This window comes from Mesorhizobium sp. B2-4-6 (assembly GCF_006442775.1).
Lineage (GTDB): Bacteria > Pseudomonadota > Alphaproteobacteria > Rhizobiales > Rhizobiaceae > Mesorhizobium.
In genome coordinates this window covers 251,100-268,014 of record NZ_VFVI01000008.1, presented here as the reverse complement: position 1 = coordinate 268,014, position 16,915 = coordinate 251,100, and the positions used below count along the sequence as shown (strand labels likewise).

Here is a 16,915-nt window from a genome sequence, read left to right as displayed (position 1 = left end):
GAGAAAGCTCATGCCCCTACCAGAGCATTTTGATTTCCTGATCCTCGGCAGCGGCCAGGGTGGCAAGGCGCTTGCATGGCATCTGGGCCGATCCGGCCAGCGCGTCGCCGTCGTCGAGCGCCGCTGGGTCGGCGGCTCCTGTCCCGCCGTCGCCTGCATGCCCAGCAAGAACGAGGTTTGGAGCGCAAGGGTCGCGTACCTGGCCCACAACGCCGGCCAGTTCGGCACGTCGACCGGTCCCGTCTCGACCGACATGGCGAAGGTCCGCCGGCGAAAGCAGGAGATGATCGACCGCGAGATCGCCTTCCACCTCGATGCCTACAAGAGCAGCGGCGCGGACTTGATCATGGGAAGCGGCCGCTTCATTGGCGAAAAGACGATCGAAGTTGCGCTGAACGAAGGCGGTACGCGGGTGCTCACCGGTGACAAGGTCGTCATCAATGTCGGCACGCACGCGGCGATCCCAGGCATTCCCGGTCTCCAGCAAGCTCAGCCGCTCACCCATATCAGCGCGCTCGAGCTCGACATCCTGCCGTCGCGTCTCCTCGTGCTCGGCGGCGGTTATGTCGGACTGGAACTGGCGCAGGCCTATCGACGCTTCGGCAGCCGGGTGACGGTGATCGAAGCCGGGCCTCAGCTTGTCGGCCGCGAGGACCGCGACGTCGCCGACGAGATGCAGAAGCTTCTCGAGGGCGAAGGCATCGAGTTCTTTGTCGGCGCCGAGCCGCTTGGCGTGCATGGCCGTTCCGGCGAACAGGTCGGCGTGACCATCCGCACCGCTTCGGGCGAGCTGACGATCGAGGGAAGCCATCTGCTCGCCGCCGTGGGGCGCGTGCCGAACACCGCGGGCATCGGCCTCGAGGAAGCCGGCGTGGCGCTCGACGGCCGTGGCTTCATCCGCGTCAACGAGCGGCTGGAAACAAGCGCACCCGATGTCTGGGCGCTTGGCGAAGGCGCCGGCAGCCCGCAATTCACGCATGTCTCGGTCGACGATTTCCGCATCGTCAGGGACAATCTGGCCGGCGGCCATCGCACGACGCGCGACCGGCTGGTGCCCTACACCATGTTCACCGATCCGCCGCTTGCCCGCGTCGGCTTGAGCGAAGGCGAGGCGCAGCGCCAGGGCGTCATTGTCCGTGTCGCCAGGTTGCCGATGAGCGCGGTGCTGCGCACGGAAGCGACGGACGAAAAGCAGGGCTTCATGAAGGTGGTCGTGGCCGGCGATGACGACAATATTCTCGGCTTCACCATGATAGGCTCCGAGGCAGGCGAGGTGCTGGCGGCGGTGCAGACGGCAATGCTGGCGAACCTGCCTTATCCGAAGCTGCGCGATGCCGTCATCACGCATTTGACGATCGCGGAGGGACTTGGCCCCCTGCTGGCGAACGTGCCGCCGAGGTCCGGGCAATAGATCAGAAGCTTTGCGTCGGGCGCGGCTCTCAGACAGCTGAACCTTCCAAATGACCGAGGAAAATATCATGAAGGCAATCGTGGTGACGGACCAAGCCGCGGGAACGGCCGGGATGACGCTGGTGGAGCGGCCCGAGCCGCAGGCAGCGATAAACGACGTCGTGGTTCAGGTTTATGCGTCGGGGTTCGTCCCGACCGAGCTGGCGTGGCCCTCGACCTGGAGCGATCGCCGCGATCGTGACCGAACACCGTCGATCCCCGGGCATGAGCTGGCCGGCGTGGTCACCGCTCTCGGCTACGGCACGACGGGATTGTCGGTAGGACAGCGGGTGTTCGGCCTCGCCGACTGGTATCGCGACGGCACCCTGGCGGAATATATCGCCATCGAGGCGCGCAACCTCGCGCCGCTGCCTGGCGACGTCGACTTCACGGTGGGCGCAAGCCTGCCGATCTCGGGCCTGACGGCGTGGCAGGGACTGTTCGAGCACGGCCGCCTTCGGGCCGGGCAGAGCGTCCTTGCGCATGGGGCAGCCGGCGCGGTCGGGTCGATGGTGACGCAACTCGCGCGAGAGGCCGGCGCCTACGTCGTCGGCACCGGACGCGCCGCCGACCGTCAGGCGGTGCTCGACTTCGGCGCCAAGGAGTTCATCGACCTCGACAACGACATCCTGGAAGACGCCGGCAAAGTCGACCTGGTGTTCGACGTCATCGGCGGCGACATCGGCAAGCGGTCCGCGGGCATGGTTCGGGCCGGAGGAACGCTGGTGTCCGTCGTCGGGCCGGCCGAGGCGCGGCCCGCCGATGGCCTGGCGGTCGACTTCGTCGTCGAGGCCGATCGCGCCCAGCTGAGCGAGATCGTCCAGCGGGTGCGGGACGGACGACTGCGCACGAACATCGGCAACGTCTCCACCCTCGACAATGCCGTCGCTGCCTTCAACCCGACCGAGCGCCCCAAGGGGAAGACGGTCATCCGCGTTCGTCCGTGAGGATTTTGGGGACAGCGAACGGTTCGGCCCTCCTCGGTTATAACGTGCCGTGTTCATCGAATGTCCAGTTCTGACCACGGCAAACGAACGCGCCGAGCCACTCTCGCTCGCCCCGCGCAATTGTCCTCCGCCCCTAATCCAGTTGCGGCGAGTGGCTTTCAAGTTGTCATGCGGTTGGATCGCTTTGGGGCTGATTCCGGACTGTCAGATTTGAAGTGTCTATTCGGGACTAAGTGCCGTTCACCATCCGAGCTCAATCGGTTGTTTAAGCTGCACCTTGGAATTCCCAGAAGTTGCCGTTCTGCCAGGCCATCCAGGTTGCTTATTCGCTTGTCTGGATTTCGGGCACAGTGCGAACAAACAATTTCACTGAGTCCTCGGAGTTCTGCTTGGACTTGTATTCGGTTCCATCCTCGGAAAATCCAAGTTGGGTAAGCATATCACGCATAATTTCGTTTGAGTTTCTCGTTGTCGCAAACAAGGCGGCCCCTTTGGCGGCAGGTAAGAGCTCATTGATGAGCCGGGTCATCTGACCTTTCCCGCGATGAGGGACATCGAGAAATATCCAGCCGAGTTCGTACGGGTAGGCGGCAGGGTCTAGCTGACTTTCCGCCTTCTTGAACACTTTAGTGCGATAGCTGTCGACCGGCTTCTTCAAGGCTGCGGTGCCAACGATGGCATTCTCATAGGCAATGAAGCCGAGCCGGAAGGCGCGTTTGGCACGTTCACGAATTCCATCCGCTACTTCGCCGCCATCGGCCACCTTTGCAGCGAACTGACCGAGTTCGGCATCGCTACAAGCCTTAGGAGCCTTGACGACAATCAGGTATTTCTTGTCGCGCTCAGCGTTATGCACATGTCTGACGGCGATCTCCAACAGCTGCTTGGCATCCTCGTTCGTTATGTCGCTGTCTTCAGTCTGCTTGCCTTGGACTGTTAGTTTACCACCGGCGATGACATGTCCAAAAAGACTTTCGTCTTCTCTGATATCTTTGATGAGCCTATTGACGTATTGTATGCGAGCCTTTTTTCGGATCGGGTCCTCCCGCTCGTCCTGCCGGAAAAGGGCACGGAGGCGCGAATTTGCATTTTCTGTATCTACGGTCAGCTTTGCGACCAAACCTTGAATTCTGTCTAAGGTGCTTTCCGTGTCGCCTAGTTGATAGTCTGCCCAGCCAAGCTGATCCGACATACTCTTGATGCTGCTGTCGAGCGAAGACTCAAGATTGCTCAGCTCGGCCGTTATGCGCTCCGCTGCCACCTCGAACCGAGCCGCAAACGCGCTCGCCTCGCTTTCTAGGAAAAGCCCGAGCAACTCGCTCGGATGTAGGGGACGGTTTCGCGCACCATCGCGGCGGCAGTAAACACCCTTTGGCGTACAATGCGGCTTGGTCTGGCTAGGTGGAACTTCCACCCTAAGGATAGGCTTGTCGTCCAAGTTTTCGATGTAGACATCGATTGAGACCGGCGGAATGCAGCTGACCGCTTTGTTCAGGATCTGAAGGATGGTGGCATCGCTGACATCGCAGCCACGCACGACGCCGATTTGGGCCTTGTCAACCACCTGTTCGTCAACACCTGCTAATATTTGCCCTCCGGCCTCTGAGTTGGCGAAGGCAACGAGGTCATCTGCACTGATGCCATCTGGCAGACGCTTGAAATCGGAGCGCTCGCTTTCGCCTTCGGCGAGATGTTCGCGCGTGAGCTTGCTTAGGTTTTTGATGCGCTTCTTGATTGCCATCGTTCGTTGGGCCTTTACTGGGCAACGTCTCTATAAGAATCCGCCTCCGGACTTGTATCGCTCCACTATTCTTGTTCGCTTTTCTTCCTGTCGGCAACTATTTAGTCCTGCCTTCACCTCAACATCAGCCGTCGGCGCTCGCCTTCGATTCCGCTATTCGCCAGCTGCCGAGGGTCTGCTTTTTTGAATGCTGATCCAGAACCCGCCAGTCTCCTCCTCACCAAAGTCCGATTTTGCGACACAATAAGACCGTCGCTCCAGCGTCAGATTTCAGTTCGTTCTACCAGGAGCAGTGCGTCGATATCGACACCCAGATGCCGCACCGTGTCCTCGATCTTGGTTTGGCTGGCGCGCAGGTTGCCCGTCGCGTTGTAAGTCATTGCAGCCTTTGTTCTGCGCAGGGAATATTCGAAGTTCAATTGCAGTGATCCATTCGTCGACCAGACGGGCATATTGCCGCGTGCTCATATGGTGTGCATGGTTGATCCGGCTTGGGAACGCGTGGTCATTCACGGCGCCACCGCGCCTCTCAGCCACGCCAAGAGGCTAGTACGCACATCGCTGGTCAGTTCGGATTGGACAGGACCTCCTGTCTTCTGTTGAACCACCATCGCCCGCGTTCGTCCCGGCATATGTACCCAGAGCAGGTGGGACTGGAAGCCGCGAGACAGCGAGCATACTTGGTAGCGCGATTTGCTGAACTATAGGCGCGCACCACATCTTTCCTCGTCTGGACTTCCAAATATGGGCTCGCGGCGCCAGCATACCGCAACTGCCCTGGATGGTACGCGCCGCCTCCCGACGCGGAGATCAACGGTCATGGAAACAGCGGACGATTGCCGCGCCGGTGGGTCGGTGTCGTTGCGGTGGCTGAAATCTGCCATCCCTGGCTCTGATGATTGGTGATTGTTTGCGCGTGCGGGTGGCGGTAGGAATTAGGCTCTCCGTAGGATGCGATCGCCCGCCATGGGTCGACAGACGCCGGTGGCGATGCCTCTGAACGCCCGGCATGATGAGGCACCGTCAGGCCACCGATGCCGGCCAGCATGTGCGACTGGATTAGGTCATAACCGGTGTCACCAGTCAGAAGTACTGCGCGTCCATTCTCCTCATAACGAAGCTGATAACCCGCGCCGTTGCGATCATTGGCTAGTGTCGACGTGCCACGCGACAGACTGAAACCGCCGCTACTCGCCGGGCCGTCGATGAAGACCAGGCGGTTACCGAGGTCTGCCTGAAAGCGCGCGGTATTGGGACCGACGGGCTGGTCAGGGGCAAACCAGGCGAGCTTGCGGTAGGGTTGGTGACGACGGCCTAGGTCGAAATGATCGAAATCCCAGTGCGAGAGGATGATGAAACCGCCCGGCACCATCGGCGGGGTTATGGTCTTGGGCAGCGACCCTTTGTTGAACCAGATCGGTGCTCCGACGTCGAAAAAGCCGATCGGCTTGCCGTCTCGCTTGATCAGCGCGGCAGAGGCTTGGCCGACATCAAGTATGATGATCTCGATCCGGCCGCCCAAATGCAGTTGTTGCATAGCTACGGAGGCACTGACGCGGGGCCGCTGCTTCAGCGGGATGCTGGTGGCGGCCATGAGGTTCATGACCAGCGCGTCGTCTCCAGGCTGCGACATGGCGGGCGATCCGCTGATTCGGCGCATCGCCTTGATCGATCGCGATGGCCCCGCCGCATAGTTGTTATCGGCGCGCAGTTCCCAAGCCCGGGGAACATCGCCACTATCGTCGACGCGGAACGAGAGCCAGTCTCCCTTAGCAATCTCACCGAGCCCGAATTGCTCTTCCCATCGCTTGGGCGTCGACATCGCGCGAACCAGCGCCAGCGCGCTGCGATCTTCCATAATTTGGGCACCATCGCGATCGAAGCGGTCGGAGCGAACGCAGTCGATCAGTAAGAAGGATCGAGTTCGCGCACTCCGGGGGTCGGCTTCGACCGCCTCCTCAACGACACCGTAATAGTCGGTCGGCTCACGCGAATCGAAGCGCTTCCTGATCGGCACCCTCATCCCCCCGATTTACGCCTGATCCACGTATGGCGATAATGACACGGGCCATCATGCCGACAAGTAGCAAATCAAATCCAGATAGATTTCTGTTCTGTCACCGACATTTGCACGCAAGCAAGAATGCGCGCGATGCTGGTAGGACCCCGAACCGATCTTCGAGAGGCTGTAGAAAAACTTTAGAGGTTGAGGAGAAAGAATGACGGCTTTTGAGAACCTTACTCAGCCCGCCGAACGGCCGACATGAGGCGCAAAGCAGCAAAGCAGTCACGGTTCAGCCTCCGAGAGGCTGCTCTGGGTTAGAACGTGCCGTCCATCAATATCCGGTACCACAGCAAGGACCGTCTCGACCCACTCCCGCTCGCCCGGCGCACCCTTCCTCCGCCCCTAATCCAGCGTCCGCCTGAACCGCACCAGCGCCACGCCGGCAAACAGCGCCACGAACACCACCAGCCAGCCGATCTCCGTCGCCACCGCCGGCAGCGCGGCGCCCTTCAGCATGACCGCGCGGGTGATGCGCAAAAAATGCGTCAGCGGGAAGATCTCGCCAAAAGTCTGCGCCCAGCCCGGCATGCCGCGATAGGGGAACATGAAGCCCGACAGCATGATCGAGGGCAGGAAGAAGAAGAAGGTGAGCTGCAGCGCCTGCATCTGGGTGCGGGCGATGGTCGAGATCGTGTAGCCGAGCAGCACCAGCGACAGCACGAACACCAGCACGGCCGACAACAAGAGAGAGAGCGAGCCGGTGAAGGGAATGGCAAACAGAAGCTTCGCCGCCGCCAGAACCACCACCACTTGCACCGCGCCCACCACCAGATAGGGCAGCACCTTGCCCAGCATGATTTCCAGCGGGCTCGACGGCATGGCCAGAAGGTTTTCCATCGTGCCGCGCTCGGTCTCGCGCGTCAGCGCGATCGAGGTCATCATCACCATCGTCATCTGCAGGATGACGCCGAGCAGGCCGGGCACGATGTTGTATTGCGAGATGCCCTCGGGATTGTAGCGCCGGTGCACGACGACATCGAGCTGGCCGCGCGCCGCCTCCTTGGCCGTCTCCTGCGTGCCTTGCGCCCTGAGCAGCGCCTGGCCGGCCACGGTGCTCAGCGTCGAGATCGCGCCGCTGGCCACCGCCGGGTCGGTGGCGTCGGCCTCGATCAGGATCTGCGGATTGTCGCCGCGCTCCACCCGTCGGGCGAAATCGGCGGGAATGGTGACCACGAAGGAGACATCGCCGCGCGACATCAGGAATTCGGCCTCCTCGGCGCTTTGCGCGACATGGTCGAAACGGTAGTAGCCCGTCGTCTGCAGTGCCGAGACCATGGCGCGCGTATAGGGATCGCTGCTGGTCGCCACAAGCGCCGCCGGCAGGCTCTTCGGGTCGTTGTTGATCGCATAGCCGAACAGCACCAGCTGGATCAGCGGCACGCCCAGCATCATGGCGAAGGTGATGCGGTCGCGCCGCATCTGGATGAATTCCTTGATCAGCAGCGCGCCCAGCCTGGCGAAGGAGAAGACCGCGTTCATGCCATGTTGTCCTTCGAGCCCGACATGAACTGGATGAACACATCCTCGAGGCTGGTCTCGCCGGGCTTCACCGTGACGCCCTTATGCTCCTTTTCGACATCGGCGAGCGCCTTTTCGAGCGCCGCCTTGTCGGAGCCGACGACATGCAGCGTGGCGCCGAACGGCGCCACCTGGTCGACGCCCGGACGGCCCTGCAGCGCCTCGGCCACCTGGTCGAGCCGCGGCCCCTGCAGCACGAAGGTGGTCAGCCCGGCATTCTTCACCACCTCTTCCACCGTGCCGGTGGCAAGCATCTTGCCGTAGGAGATGTAGCTGATGCGGTGGCAGCGCTCGGCCTCGTCCATGTAATGGGTGGAAACGAGCACGGTCAGCCCGCCGCCGGCCAGCCGATGGATCTCGTCCCAGAACTCGCGCCGCGCCTTCGGGTCGACGCCGGCGGTCGGCTCGTCGAGCAGGAGCAGCTTCGGCTTGTGCATGATGCAGGCGGCCAGCGCCAGCCGCTGCTTCCATCCGCCGGAAAGCGTGCCGGCCAGCTGGTCGCGACGGCTCGTCAGGCCGAGCTCCTGAAGCGTGCGCGCGACATATTCCTCCACCGGCCTCAGCCGGTAGAGCCGCGCCACGAATTCGAGGTTCTCGCCGATCGTCAAATCCTCGTAGAACGAAAACTTCTGCGTCATGTAGCCGACTTCGCGCTTGATCTTGAGCGCGTCGCTGCGGATGTCGAAGCCCAGCACCGTGCCGTCGCCTTCGTCCGGCGTGAGCAGCCCGCACATCATGCGGATGGTCGTCGTCTTGCCTGAGCCGTTCGGTCCGAGGAAGCCGACGATCTCGCCTTCGGCGACCGTCATCGTCACATGGTCGACGACGGTCTTGTCGCCGAAGCGCTTGACCAGGCCGCGAACGTCGATTGCGTTCATTGCCCGAGATCCGCAAGATCGACATCGACGATCTGGCCGGGCTGCAAGGGCCCGGCATTGCCATCCGGCCGCGCTTCGACCAGATAGACCAGCTTCTGCCGGTTCTCGAGCGAATAGATCACCGGCGGCGTGAATTCCGGATCGGGCGAGACATAGCTGACGCGTGCCTTGAGTCCCGTCCCGCAGCCGTCGCAATGGACGTTGAGCTCGGTGCCGACCTTGACCGACGAGAAGGCGCTTTCCGGCACATAGACGCTGAGCTTCACGGCGCCGTCCGGCAGCACCGAGATCACCGGCGCGGTCGGCCCGGCTGTGTCGCCGGGATTGCGGATGACGTCGTTGACGCGGCCGGGCGAGGGCGCCGTCAGCACCCGCTTCGACAGCCGCCACTCGGCCTGCTCCAGGGTCGACTGCGCCTGCTTGACCTGGTTGTCGGCGGCCTTGATGGTCTCGGCCCGCGCCGGCAGGTTGCCGACGGCGAGATTGGCTTCCGCCTGGCCGACCTGGGCCGTGGCCGTCTCCAGCGAAGCCGAGGCGGTGTCGTAGTCGGCCTGGGTGCCGGTGCCGCGCTTGTAGAGATCGCTCGCCCGGTCGTATTTGCGTTTGGCGTCGGCCGCCTGGGCTTTTGCCATGTCGACCTCGGCCTTGAGCACCGCGATTTCCTCGGGGCGCTTGCCGACCTGCAGGTCGGCAAGCTGGGCCTGCGCCTGCGCCAACGCGGCCTGCGCTTGCGCGACCTCGATCTTGGCGTCGGCGTCCTCGAGCGTCGCCACCGGCGTGCCGCTCTCGACGCGGTCGCCGCGCCTGACCGTCACCGTCGCCACCTGGGCCACTTCGATCGGCGCCATCAGCACATATTCGCCTTCGACATAGCCGACGGCCAAGGGCGCCGCCGGCGCGCAGGCGCCGAACAATTGGGCCGCGAGCGGCAGCGAACAGAGAAAGCTCATGATTTGCCCTTCTTGCCGGCGGCCGGCCCGCGCGCCGCCAGCATTGCCCTGAGGTTGTCGGTTGCGACCGCCGCCACCTTGGCGGCCTCTTCATTGCCGATCTCGCGCCAGCCCATCCGTCGCATCACCGCTTCGCGGCCGATGCGGAAATAGATGACCTGGCCGATCATGGTGAAGACGGTGAGTTTGGTCGCCTCGCTCTCGGCCGGCTCGCCGGTCGCCTGTTCCCAGATCTGGCACAGCCGCCGGTGCGTCGGCTCGAACACGCCCGCATAGATGCGGTCGAGCGCGGCGGTCGGATGCGAGAGCTCGCGAAGTACGAATTGTACGATCTCGCCGGCCTGCGGACTGGCCACGACGAAGCCCACCATCCGCTCGAGCGCTGCGAAAAGCTGGGCGCGGGCGGCTTCCGGCTCCAGCGGCGCGGCGGCCTGGGCGCCGCCCAGCGCCTGGCCGGCGATCCTCTGGATGGTGTCGACGATAAAATCGGCGGCGGCGGCGCGCAGGCCTTCCTTGCCGCCGAAATGATAGGCGATCGAGCCGATATTGGCCTTGGCCTCGGCCGCGATCTCGCGCGTCGAGGTGCCGGCGAAACCTTGCCGCCCGAACAGCTTGAGCGCCGCGTGCACCAGCGCCGTTCGCGTTTGCTCTGCGGTGGTGGACTCGCGCGGCTGCCTTTTTATGCCTGGTTGCCTGTTCATACCCCGACTTTAATCAATCGATTGATTAAAGTCAAGTTTGACTCCGAGTCGGCTTGCCTTCCCGGCCCTCACAGGCTTTAGTGCCCGGCCATGGGCAAGGAAGTCGAGCGTAAGTTCCTGGTCTCCAGTCCGGCCTGGCGCGACAGGGTCGAGGCGGAAATCCGCATTCGCCAGTTCTATGTCGCCGCGCAGCCCGGCCGCACGGTGCGCGTGCGCATCTCAGACGGGCGCTCCGCCAAGCTGACGCTGAAGTTCGGCGACAGGGCGCGCGAGCGCGACGAGTTCGAATATTCGATCCCGCTTGCCGAAGCCGAGGAGTTGACGGCGTTTGCCGTCGGGCGTGTCATCGAGAAGACACGCCACCATGTTAGACACCGCGGCTATCTCTATGAAGTCGATGTTTTCGGCGGAAAGCTCGCGGGGTTGGTGATCGCGGAGCTGGAGACGCCGGAGGACGTATCCGACGAAATGCTGCCCGACTGGCTCGGTCGCGAGGTCACCGGCGAGTCGAGATTGTACAACGCGTCGCTGGCCCTTGGGGGGATTCCGGAGATCGTCGCATGAGCTTCCGCATCGATCCGCGCTTGCCGCTGACCGGCGAGGTCAGGCGCATATTGGCCGACGAGATCGGGAAGGCAATCGCCCATCTCGAGATGGCGCGCGAGAAGCCGGAGCAGGGGCTGCACAAATGCCGCAAGCGGCTGAAAAGCGTGCGCGCCTTGCTGCGCCTGGTTCGTTCCGGCGACGAACCGTTCTGCCAGACCGAGAACGAATGTTATAAGCAGGTATCGGCGCTGCTGGCCGGGCCGCGCGAGGCGACCGCCTTGATCGAAACCGTCGATCGCCTGGCCGATGCCTTTCCGGAACAATCCGCCGGCGGCGGTCTCGATCCCGTGCGCGAGCGGCTGGTGCTGCGCCAGCATGAGCTCCATGCCGGCCCCGGCCTCGATGCCGCCATCAATGCGGCCGTAGCCGCCTGCCGTGAGGGCCTGGAGCGCATCGACAGGCTGGCCATGCCCGATCAGCCGGAACAGGCCGCCGACATCCTCGCCGACGGCGCCCGCGCTACCTTGCGGCGGGCCAAGAAAGCGCTGGACAAGGCGGAGTCGCGCGGCGAGAACGAGGATTTTCACGACCTGCGCAAGGCGGCCAAGACGCATTCCATGCATCTGTCGCTGCTCGGCCGCCTGTGGCCGACGCCGATCAAGGCGCGGCGCAAGGCGGTCGACAAGCTCGGCGAGCAGCTCGGCGAATTGCACGACGTCTTTGTCATGCGCGCGCTGCTCGACGCCGATGGCGAGCCGCTCGGCCCCGCCGATGACACGAAGCTTCTGCGCAAGCTCTTGAAGCGCTCCGAAAAGAGCCTGACCAAGGCCTGCCTCGCCGATGCCGCCGAGCTGTTCGGCGACAGTCCGAAACGCTCGGCCAAAAAACTCGCCCGCAAGGCGCGCGACGATCTCGCCGGACCCCAGGAAGAAGCGAAAGCGGCGTGAAGCCCTTTCCTTCTCCCCTTGTGGGAGAAGGAGGATCGGCGCGTAGCGCCGAGACGGATGAGGGGTGCTCCAGCTTGGCCAACGCGCTTGGTCTAAGCCGCAATCGCCAACGTCTCATTCCCTGGAACACCCCTCATCCGTCGCCTTTCTCCTGCAAGGGGAGAAGAGGGAGAGCTACGCCGGCAGCGCCCGTTTCTCCTTCGCCGCTCGCGCTCCCGCATCGCGCGGATGCGGCCCGATCGGCATGATCGCCGGAAAGGGCGTCGCGCCGAAAGCAAAGGTCCATTTGTAGCCGGTGAGCTGGTCCTCCGGCGTGGTGTGCTGGTCGTGGTGGGCAAGCAGCCTGGCGCGTTCGGCGAGCTCCTCGGCCTCGCGCCGCAGCATCTCCGCCGTTTGCGGCCGCATCCGCCTGGAAAAGCTGATGAAGGTCGCGCCCTGCTCCATATGGCCGAGCGCCCAGCCGACGAAATTCTTGTTGGTCATCTCGAAATGCGGCTTCAGCGGTCCCTCGAAATCCCACTGGATCGGCGTGTCGACGAGCAGCCTTGCCGACAGGCCGCGCCCCAGCGCCACCAGCCCGAGTTCCTCGAGATCGCGCAGGCAGAGGAACATCGAAGCTTCGCTCAGGCCCTGCGAGCGCATGATGCCTTCGGCCGTGAATTTCTCCGACAGCATGATGAAGACGAAGAGCAGCGCCGGCCGCGCCGCCAGGCGGCGCTCGATCTCCGGCCCGACGCGGTTGGCCGGGCCCGGTCCCCGGTTCATCGCGCCGAGCACGTTCTCCAGCTCGACATCGGCGGCCGCGCAGATCTCCATCAGCCGGTCGAGCTTGCAGTTCCGCTCGTGGAAGATGCGCTTCACCGTCGGTTCGGAAATGCCCATGCGTTCGGCCAGCGTCCGGTAGGTCAGGCCCTTGGCCCTCAGCGTCCGTTTCAGCGCCTCGAAGATCGGACCGTTCATGGAATGCGCCTCGTTCATCCGATTTGGTATCGAAGAACGATACTAGTCTTGTTCCGACTTCCAGGAAAGTATCGAAAATCCTAGCTCTCCGTCGTCATTACAGGAGAGCAGCCATGAAACGTCTCATCGCCTCAACCATCGTCGCCACAATCGCCGTGTCCGCAGCGCAGGCCGGCGAACTCTGGCGCGCCACCGGCTTCCAGCAGCCGGAATCCGCGCTTGTCGATGCCGCCCACAACCGCATGGTCGTCTCCAACATCGCCGGCAATCCGGGCGACGCGGACGGCAATGGCTACCTGTCGCTTCTGTCGATGGACGGCAAGGTCATCGCCCGCCACTGGGTGGACGGCATGGACGCACCCAAGGGCATGGCGATCGCCAGTGGCAGGCTCTACGCCGCCGACATCACCAAGGTGCGCGTCGTCGATCTCGCCAGCGGCAGACTGGTCGAGACAATCGACGTGCCGGGCGCCGTGTTCCTCAACGACATGACGCAGGACAGCGCCGGCAAGGTGTATGTCAGCGACATGCTGGCCGACACGATCTATCGCATCGACGGCGACAGGCCGGAATTGTTCGTCAAGGATGCGCTGCTTGCCTCGCCCAATGGCGTGTTCGCCGATGGCGGCAGGCTGATCGTCGCGTCCTGGGGCAAGGGCATCAACAAGACTGACTTCAGCACCGCCGAGCCGGGCGGCCTGCTGTCGGTCGACCTCGCCACGAAGAAGGTCGCGCCGCTGCCGGGCGCTCAAGAATTTGCCGACCTCGACGGTGTCCTCGCCATTGGCGACACCATCTACGCCACCGCCTACCTGACCGGCACGCTTTACAGCTATAAGCCCGGCGGCGCGCCGGAAGCGGTGGCGCGGTTCAAGCCCGGCAGCGCCGACATCGGCACCGACGGCAAGCGCATTTTCGTGCCACTGATGGGCGAAGGCGAGGTCGTGGCGCTGTCACTGGATTGAGCCATGCGGCGGCGGATAAGCCTTAACCGCCGGAGGGACAGCGTTTCGCATCTCGGCACTCAGCGGCGAGGCGATTTTTCGCCTCGCCAATCGCGATTGGACCGCCATGTCGGTGGCGGCTGCCATCTGGTTTCGCCGCTTGCTCCGCACTATCCGGCTCCCATCCGTCACCTGAGCGAAGCCGTGAAGACATCCAGCCCGACCGGCGCCGTTTCGCCGATGATCCCCGTGTTCATATGCGCTCTGGCGATCTTCCTGCTCTCCGGCATGGACGCGGCCATGAAGTCCCTGGCCCTCGCGGTCGGCGTCTACAACACGCTGCTGTGGCGCAGCCTGGTCGCCACGTTGGTCGCGGGCGCCGCCTGGACGGCAGGGTCGCGCTCGAAGCCGACCCTTCCGGTGCTGGGCCTGCATGCCTTGCGCGCCGCGATTGTCGGTATCGTCCTGGTCTTGTTCTTCTGGGGTCTGGCGAGGCTGCCGCTCGCCGAGGCGATCGGGCTCAGCTTCGTCGCGCCGCTGTTTGCGCTTTTCCTTGCGGCATTGTTGCTGGGCGAACGCATAAGGCGGCAGGCGGTCTGGGCGTCGCTGGCCGGCATGGCGGGCGTCGCGATCATGCTGGCCGGCAAATTCGGGGCGGCAAGCCATTCGCAAGATGCCCTGCTTGGCACGGCCGCGGTGCTCGTATCGACGGTGTTCTACGCCTACAATCTGATCCTCTCCCGGCAACAGGCGCTGCTGGCCAGGCCGGTCGAGATCATGCTGTTCCAGAACCTCTTCGTCGCGATCATCCTCGGTCTCGCAGCACCCTGGCTCGCGGTTGCGCTGCCGAGCGATCTCTGGCTTCCTTTGGGCGCGGTGGCGCTGCTGTCGCTCGCCGGGCAATTTTTGATGAGCTGGTCCTACGCCCGTGCCGAGGCGCAATATCTGATCCCGACCGAATACTCGGCCTTCATCTGGGCGATCGCGCTTGGCTGGTTCTTCTTCGGCGAGACGGTGGCCTGGACCACGCTGACAGGGGCATGCCTCATCGTCGCCGGCTGCCTGATCGCCGCGCGCGCCAATCCGAAGCTTGCCGAGCCGATCGAAGCGACCGTTTGAGCAGGGGCCTACGCCGTCGCCGCTTTTCCGCCCAGTTGCGCCCGCGCGTCACGGATCGAGGCGGCATAGGTTACCAGCGGTCGCTTGACGCCATGGCTTATCAGCGTGCGCCTGACTTGCGACGAGGCGCCCGCGATAATGAAGCGTCCTCCGGCGCGCCTGGCCTTGCGCACGGTGCTTTCGATGACGTTTGCCGCGGTCGAATCGAGGAAGGGCACCGCCGTGCAATCGAGGATGAAGTTCCTGCGCTGGTCGGCGATACGGTCCAGCACCGCGGCAACCGTTGCCGCAGCGCCGAAGAAGAAGGCGCCGGAGATGCGGTAGATGACGGTGTCCGGATCGGTGGCGGCGGCGAGGTCATAGGCTACGCGCCCGCCATTTGCGTCGTCGGCGCGGTCGTCCGTCACCGACGGGACGTGCGCCTCCACCTCGACCGAACGTGCCATCCGCCCGATGAACAGCAGCGCGCCCAGCGCGAAGCCGATCACGATGCCGGTGGTGAGGTCGCGGAAGATGACAAGTCCGAAGGTGACCAGAAGCACCAGGGCGTCGCCCCAGGACGATCGGATCAGCGCCAGGAAGGCTGGCTTCTCCACCATGTTCCAGGCCACCGTGGCCAGCACCCCGGCAAGCGCCGCCAGCGGGATATAGCTGGCAAGCGGCGCAGCCACCAGCATGAACAGCAGCAGGAAGGCGGAATGGAATATTCCCGACAACGGTCCATGCGCGCCGGCGCGGATGTTGGTTGCCGTGCGCGCGATCAGTCCGGTCACGCAGATCCCGCCGAAGAGCGCCGAGCCGATATTGGCGATGCCCTGTGCTACCAGTTCGCAGTTGGAGCGGTGCCGTCGGCCGGTCATACCGTCCGCGACCACGGCGGAAAGCAGCGACTCGATCGCTCCCAGCAGGGCGAAGGAAATTGCATCGGGTACCACGGAGATGAGCTTCTGCGCATCGAGCGGCGGTAGAGTCGGGTCCGGCAACATCCGCGGAATGCCGCCGAATTGCGTGCCGATCGTCTCCACGGGAAGACCAAGAGCCGTCGCGGCCAGCGACGCCGCGGCGACCGCGATCAGTAGGCCCGGCCAGGAGGGCCGCCAGCGCTTCATGGCCACGATGATCCCTATCGTCAGCGCGGCGACGGCAATGGCCGCCGGATTTGCTGTCCCGGCAGCCTTGCCGAGCGCGATAAGCCGCGGCAGCAGGTCGCCTGGCTCCTTGCCCGGCAGCGTCAGGCCGAACAGGTCGTGCAACTGGCTGGACAGGATGATGACGGCGATGCCGGCTGTGAAGCCGACCGTTACCGGATAGGGGATGAACTTCACATAAGCGCCGAGCCTCAGATACCCGGCCGCGATCAGGAAGACACCGGCCATAAGCATCGCCAGGATCAGTCCGTCGACGCCGTGCCGGTCGACCGTCGAGGCCACGACCACGATGAAGGCGCCGGCGGGCCCGCCGATCTGGAACCGGCTGCCGCCAAGCGCGCCGACGATGAAGCCGCCGATGATCGCCGTGAACAAACCGCGCTCCGGCCCGACATGCGAGGCGATTGCGATCGCCATCGACAGCGGCAGAGCCACGATGGCGACCGTCAGGCCGGCGATTAGATCGGCCCTCAGCTGCCTGAGGTGGTAGCCCTCGCGCAGCACCGTCACCAGCTTTGGCGTGAACAGCTCGGCGAACCTCGGCCGCGCCTGATGGTGAATTGCCCGCCGCGCCTGATCCATGAACTGCTTCCGCTCCACAGGGCGGCGGGATCGTCGGCTGCATGTCGGCGGTCGCCGTCGCGATAACCGTTGCGACGCTGCATCGCGCTGCCCGAAACCGGCTACGGTTTCCGGGGGCGGATGCAGTTGCGGCTCAGCCCTGCGGGTTCTGCGCCACGATGGCCTTGAGGCGTACGCCCCTGCCGCCGCGTTCGCTGGTCTGGTTCTCGCCGATCAATTCCACCCCGACCTCATCGAGGGCCTGGATGACCTTCATCAGCGTGTCGACGACGCCTCGCACGACGCCCTCGCTCGCCTCCATACGCTGTATCGTCGGAAGCGAAACTCCGGCGCGCTCGGCGAGCGTTCGCTGGTCGATACCGGCCAACGCTCTTGCGGCGCGCATCTGCGCAGCAGTGATCATCGGCCAGAACCTATGTC

15 protein-coding genes and 1 pseudogene are annotated in these 16,915 nt (G+C 64.0%); 6 read left to right on the top strand and 10 right to left on the bottom strand.

What is annotated here, in order from left to right; all coding sequences use genetic code 11:
• Positions 1-10: 10 nt before the first annotated feature.
• Positions 11-1,411: an FAD-dependent oxidoreductase gene (locus FJ957_RS21035; protein ID WP_140834763.1), complete on the top strand. Its 1,401-nt coding sequence runs from the start codon at positions 11-13 to the stop codon at positions 1,409-1,411.
• Between the two features lie 67 nt (positions 1,412-1,478).
• Positions 1,479-2,396 carry an NADP-dependent oxidoreductase gene (locus FJ957_RS21030; RefSeq protein WP_140834762.1) on the top strand — a complete coding sequence of 306 codons (918 nt, stop codon included), beginning with the start codon at positions 1,479-1,481 and terminating at the stop codon, positions 2,394-2,396.
• A gap of 322 nt (positions 2,397-2,718) precedes the next feature.
• On the opposite strand, the gene FJ957_RS21025 is transcribed toward FJ957_RS21030, so the two are convergent.
• From FJ957_RS21025 to FJ957_RS20995, 7 genes and pseudogenes are all read right to left on the bottom strand, one after another.
• Entirely contained in the window at positions 2,719-4,137 is a 1,419-nt protein-coding gene (locus tag FJ957_RS21025; protein ID WP_140834761.1) for a GNAT family N-acetyltransferase, read from the bottom strand.
• 263 nt (positions 4,138-4,400) lie between these two features.
• A pseudogene (locus FJ957_RS21020) lies at positions 4,401-4,760 on the bottom strand (integrase); the annotation flags it as partial.
• Positions 4,761-4,954: 194 nt separating this feature from the next.
• Positions 4,955-6,160, bottom strand: a complete 1,206-nt coding sequence (locus tag FJ957_RS21015; RefSeq protein ID WP_140834760.1) for a hypothetical protein — start codon at positions 6,158-6,160, stop codon at positions 4,955-4,957.
• A 384-nt stretch (positions 6,161-6,544) separates the two neighbouring features.
• On the bottom strand, positions 6,545-7,681 hold the full coding sequence (locus FJ957_RS21010) for an ABC transporter permease (protein WP_140834759.1): 1,137 nt from the start codon (positions 7,679-7,681) through the stop codon (positions 6,545-6,547).
• A complete protein-coding gene (locus FJ957_RS21005; protein WP_140834758.1) occupies positions 7,678-8,598 on the bottom strand; it encodes an ABC transporter ATP-binding protein in 921 nt (306 codons plus the stop codon). Before FJ957_RS21005 ends, FJ957_RS21010 begins: the two co-directional genes overlap by 4 nt.
• Positions 8,595-9,548 carry an HlyD family efflux transporter periplasmic adaptor subunit gene (locus tag FJ957_RS21000; protein WP_140786238.1) on the bottom strand — a complete coding sequence of 318 codons (954 nt, stop codon included), beginning with the start codon at positions 9,546-9,548 and terminating at the stop codon, positions 8,595-8,597. Before FJ957_RS21000 ends, FJ957_RS21005 begins: the two co-directional genes overlap by 4 nt.
• Positions 9,545-10,249, bottom strand: a complete 705-nt coding sequence (locus tag FJ957_RS20995; protein WP_140834757.1) for a DUF1956 domain-containing protein — start codon at positions 10,247-10,249, stop codon at positions 9,545-9,547. The genes FJ957_RS21000 and FJ957_RS20995 overlap by 4 nt, the downstream gene beginning before the upstream one ends.
• 90 nt (positions 10,250-10,339) lie before the next feature.
• On the opposite strand from FJ957_RS20995, the gene FJ957_RS20990 reads away from it, so the two are divergent.
• Together FJ957_RS20990 and FJ957_RS20985 are read left to right on the top strand one after the other, a co-directional pair.
• Positions 10,340-10,813: a CYTH domain-containing protein gene (locus FJ957_RS20990; RefSeq protein WP_140834756.1), complete on the top strand. Its 474-nt coding sequence runs from the start codon at positions 10,340-10,342 to the stop codon at positions 10,811-10,813.
• Complete coding sequence (locus FJ957_RS20985) at positions 10,810-11,742, top strand: CHAD domain-containing protein (protein ID WP_140834755.1); 933 nt, start codon at positions 10,810-10,812, stop codon at positions 11,740-11,742. Before FJ957_RS20990 ends, FJ957_RS20985 begins: the two co-directional genes overlap by 4 nt.
• A 174-nt stretch (positions 11,743-11,916) precedes the next feature.
• Here FJ957_RS20985 and FJ957_RS20980 read toward each other — a convergent pair whose 3' ends face one another.
• Positions 11,917-12,702 carry a helix-turn-helix transcriptional regulator gene (locus FJ957_RS20980; RefSeq protein ID WP_140834754.1) on the bottom strand — a complete coding sequence of 262 codons (786 nt, stop codon included), beginning with the start codon at positions 12,700-12,702 and terminating at the stop codon, positions 11,917-11,919.
• Positions 12,703-12,815: 113 nt separating this feature from the next.
• Here FJ957_RS20980 and FJ957_RS20975 point away from each other — a divergent pair, with 113 nt between their 5' ends.
• Both FJ957_RS20975 and FJ957_RS20970 read left to right on the top strand, forming a co-directional pair.
• The gene (locus tag FJ957_RS20975) at positions 12,816-13,667 is read left to right on the top strand and encodes an ATP/GTP-binding protein (protein ID WP_140834753.1); all 852 of its coding nucleotides are present in this window, start codon (positions 12,816-12,818) and stop codon (positions 13,665-13,667) included.
• A gap of 171 nt (positions 13,668-13,838) precedes the next feature.
• Positions 13,839-14,765: a DMT family transporter gene (locus FJ957_RS20970; RefSeq protein ID WP_140834820.1), complete on the top strand. Its 927-nt coding sequence runs from the start codon at positions 13,839-13,841 to the stop codon at positions 14,763-14,765.
• Between the two features lie 8 nt (positions 14,766-14,773).
• Here FJ957_RS20970 and FJ957_RS20965 read toward each other — a convergent pair whose 3' ends face one another.
• On the bottom strand, positions 14,774-16,495 hold the full coding sequence (locus tag FJ957_RS20965) for a SulP family inorganic anion transporter (protein WP_140834752.1): 1,722 nt from the start codon (positions 16,493-16,495) through the stop codon (positions 14,774-14,776).
• A gap of 133 nt (positions 16,496-16,628) precedes the next feature.
• On the bottom strand, positions 16,629-16,898 hold the full coding sequence (locus FJ957_RS20960) for a helix-turn-helix transcriptional regulator (protein ID WP_067328683.1): 270 nt from the start codon (positions 16,896-16,898) through the stop codon (positions 16,629-16,631).
• Between the last annotated feature and the right edge of the window lie 17 nt (positions 16,899-16,915).

Bases quoted from the DNA above. Each gene is read 5' to 3' on its own strand.
- FJ957_RS21035 (WP_140834763.1), top strand. From the start codon at position 11: ATGCCCCTACCAGAGCATTTTGATTTCCTGATCCTCGGCAGCGGCCAG.
- FJ957_RS21030 (WP_140834762.1), top strand. From the start codon at position 1,479: ATGAAGGCAATCGTGGTGACGGACCAAGCCGCGGGAACGGCCGGGATG.
- FJ957_RS21025 (WP_140834761.1), bottom strand. From the start codon at position 4,137: ATGGCAATCAAGAAGCGCATCAAAAACCTAAGCAAGCTCACGCGCGAA.
- FJ957_RS21015 (WP_140834760.1), bottom strand. From the start codon at position 6,160: ATGAGGGTGCCGATCAGGAAGCGCTTCGATTCGCGTGAGCCGACCGAC.
- FJ957_RS21010 (WP_140834759.1), bottom strand. From the start codon at position 7,681: ATGAACGCGGTCTTCTCCTTCGCCAGGCTGGGCGCGCTGCTGATCAAG.
- FJ957_RS21005 (WP_140834758.1), bottom strand. From the start codon at position 8,598: ATGAACGCAATCGACGTTCGCGGCCTGGTCAAGCGCTTCGGCGACAAG.
- FJ957_RS21000 (WP_140786238.1), bottom strand. From the start codon at position 9,548: ATGAGCTTTCTCTGTTCGCTGCCGCTCGCGGCCCAATTGTTCGGCGCC.
- FJ957_RS20995 (WP_140834757.1), bottom strand. From the start codon at position 10,249: ATGAACAGGCAACCAGGCATAAAAAGGCAGCCGCGCGAGTCCACCACC.
- FJ957_RS20990 (WP_140834756.1), top strand. From the start codon at position 10,340: ATGGGCAAGGAAGTCGAGCGTAAGTTCCTGGTCTCCAGTCCGGCCTGG.
- FJ957_RS20985 (WP_140834755.1), top strand. From the start codon at position 10,810: ATGAGCTTCCGCATCGATCCGCGCTTGCCGCTGACCGGCGAGGTCAGG.
- FJ957_RS20980 (WP_140834754.1), bottom strand. From the start codon at position 12,702: ATGAACGGTCCGATCTTCGAGGCGCTGAAACGGACGCTGAGGGCCAAG.
- FJ957_RS20975 (WP_140834753.1), top strand. From the start codon at position 12,816: ATGAAACGTCTCATCGCCTCAACCATCGTCGCCACAATCGCCGTGTCC.
- FJ957_RS20965 (WP_140834752.1), bottom strand. From the start codon at position 16,495: ATGGATCAGGCGCGGCGGGCAATTCACCATCAGGCGCGGCCGAGGTTC.
- FJ957_RS20960 (WP_067328683.1), bottom strand. From the start codon at position 16,898: ATGATCACTGCTGCGCAGATGCGCGCCGCAAGAGCGTTGGCCGGTATC.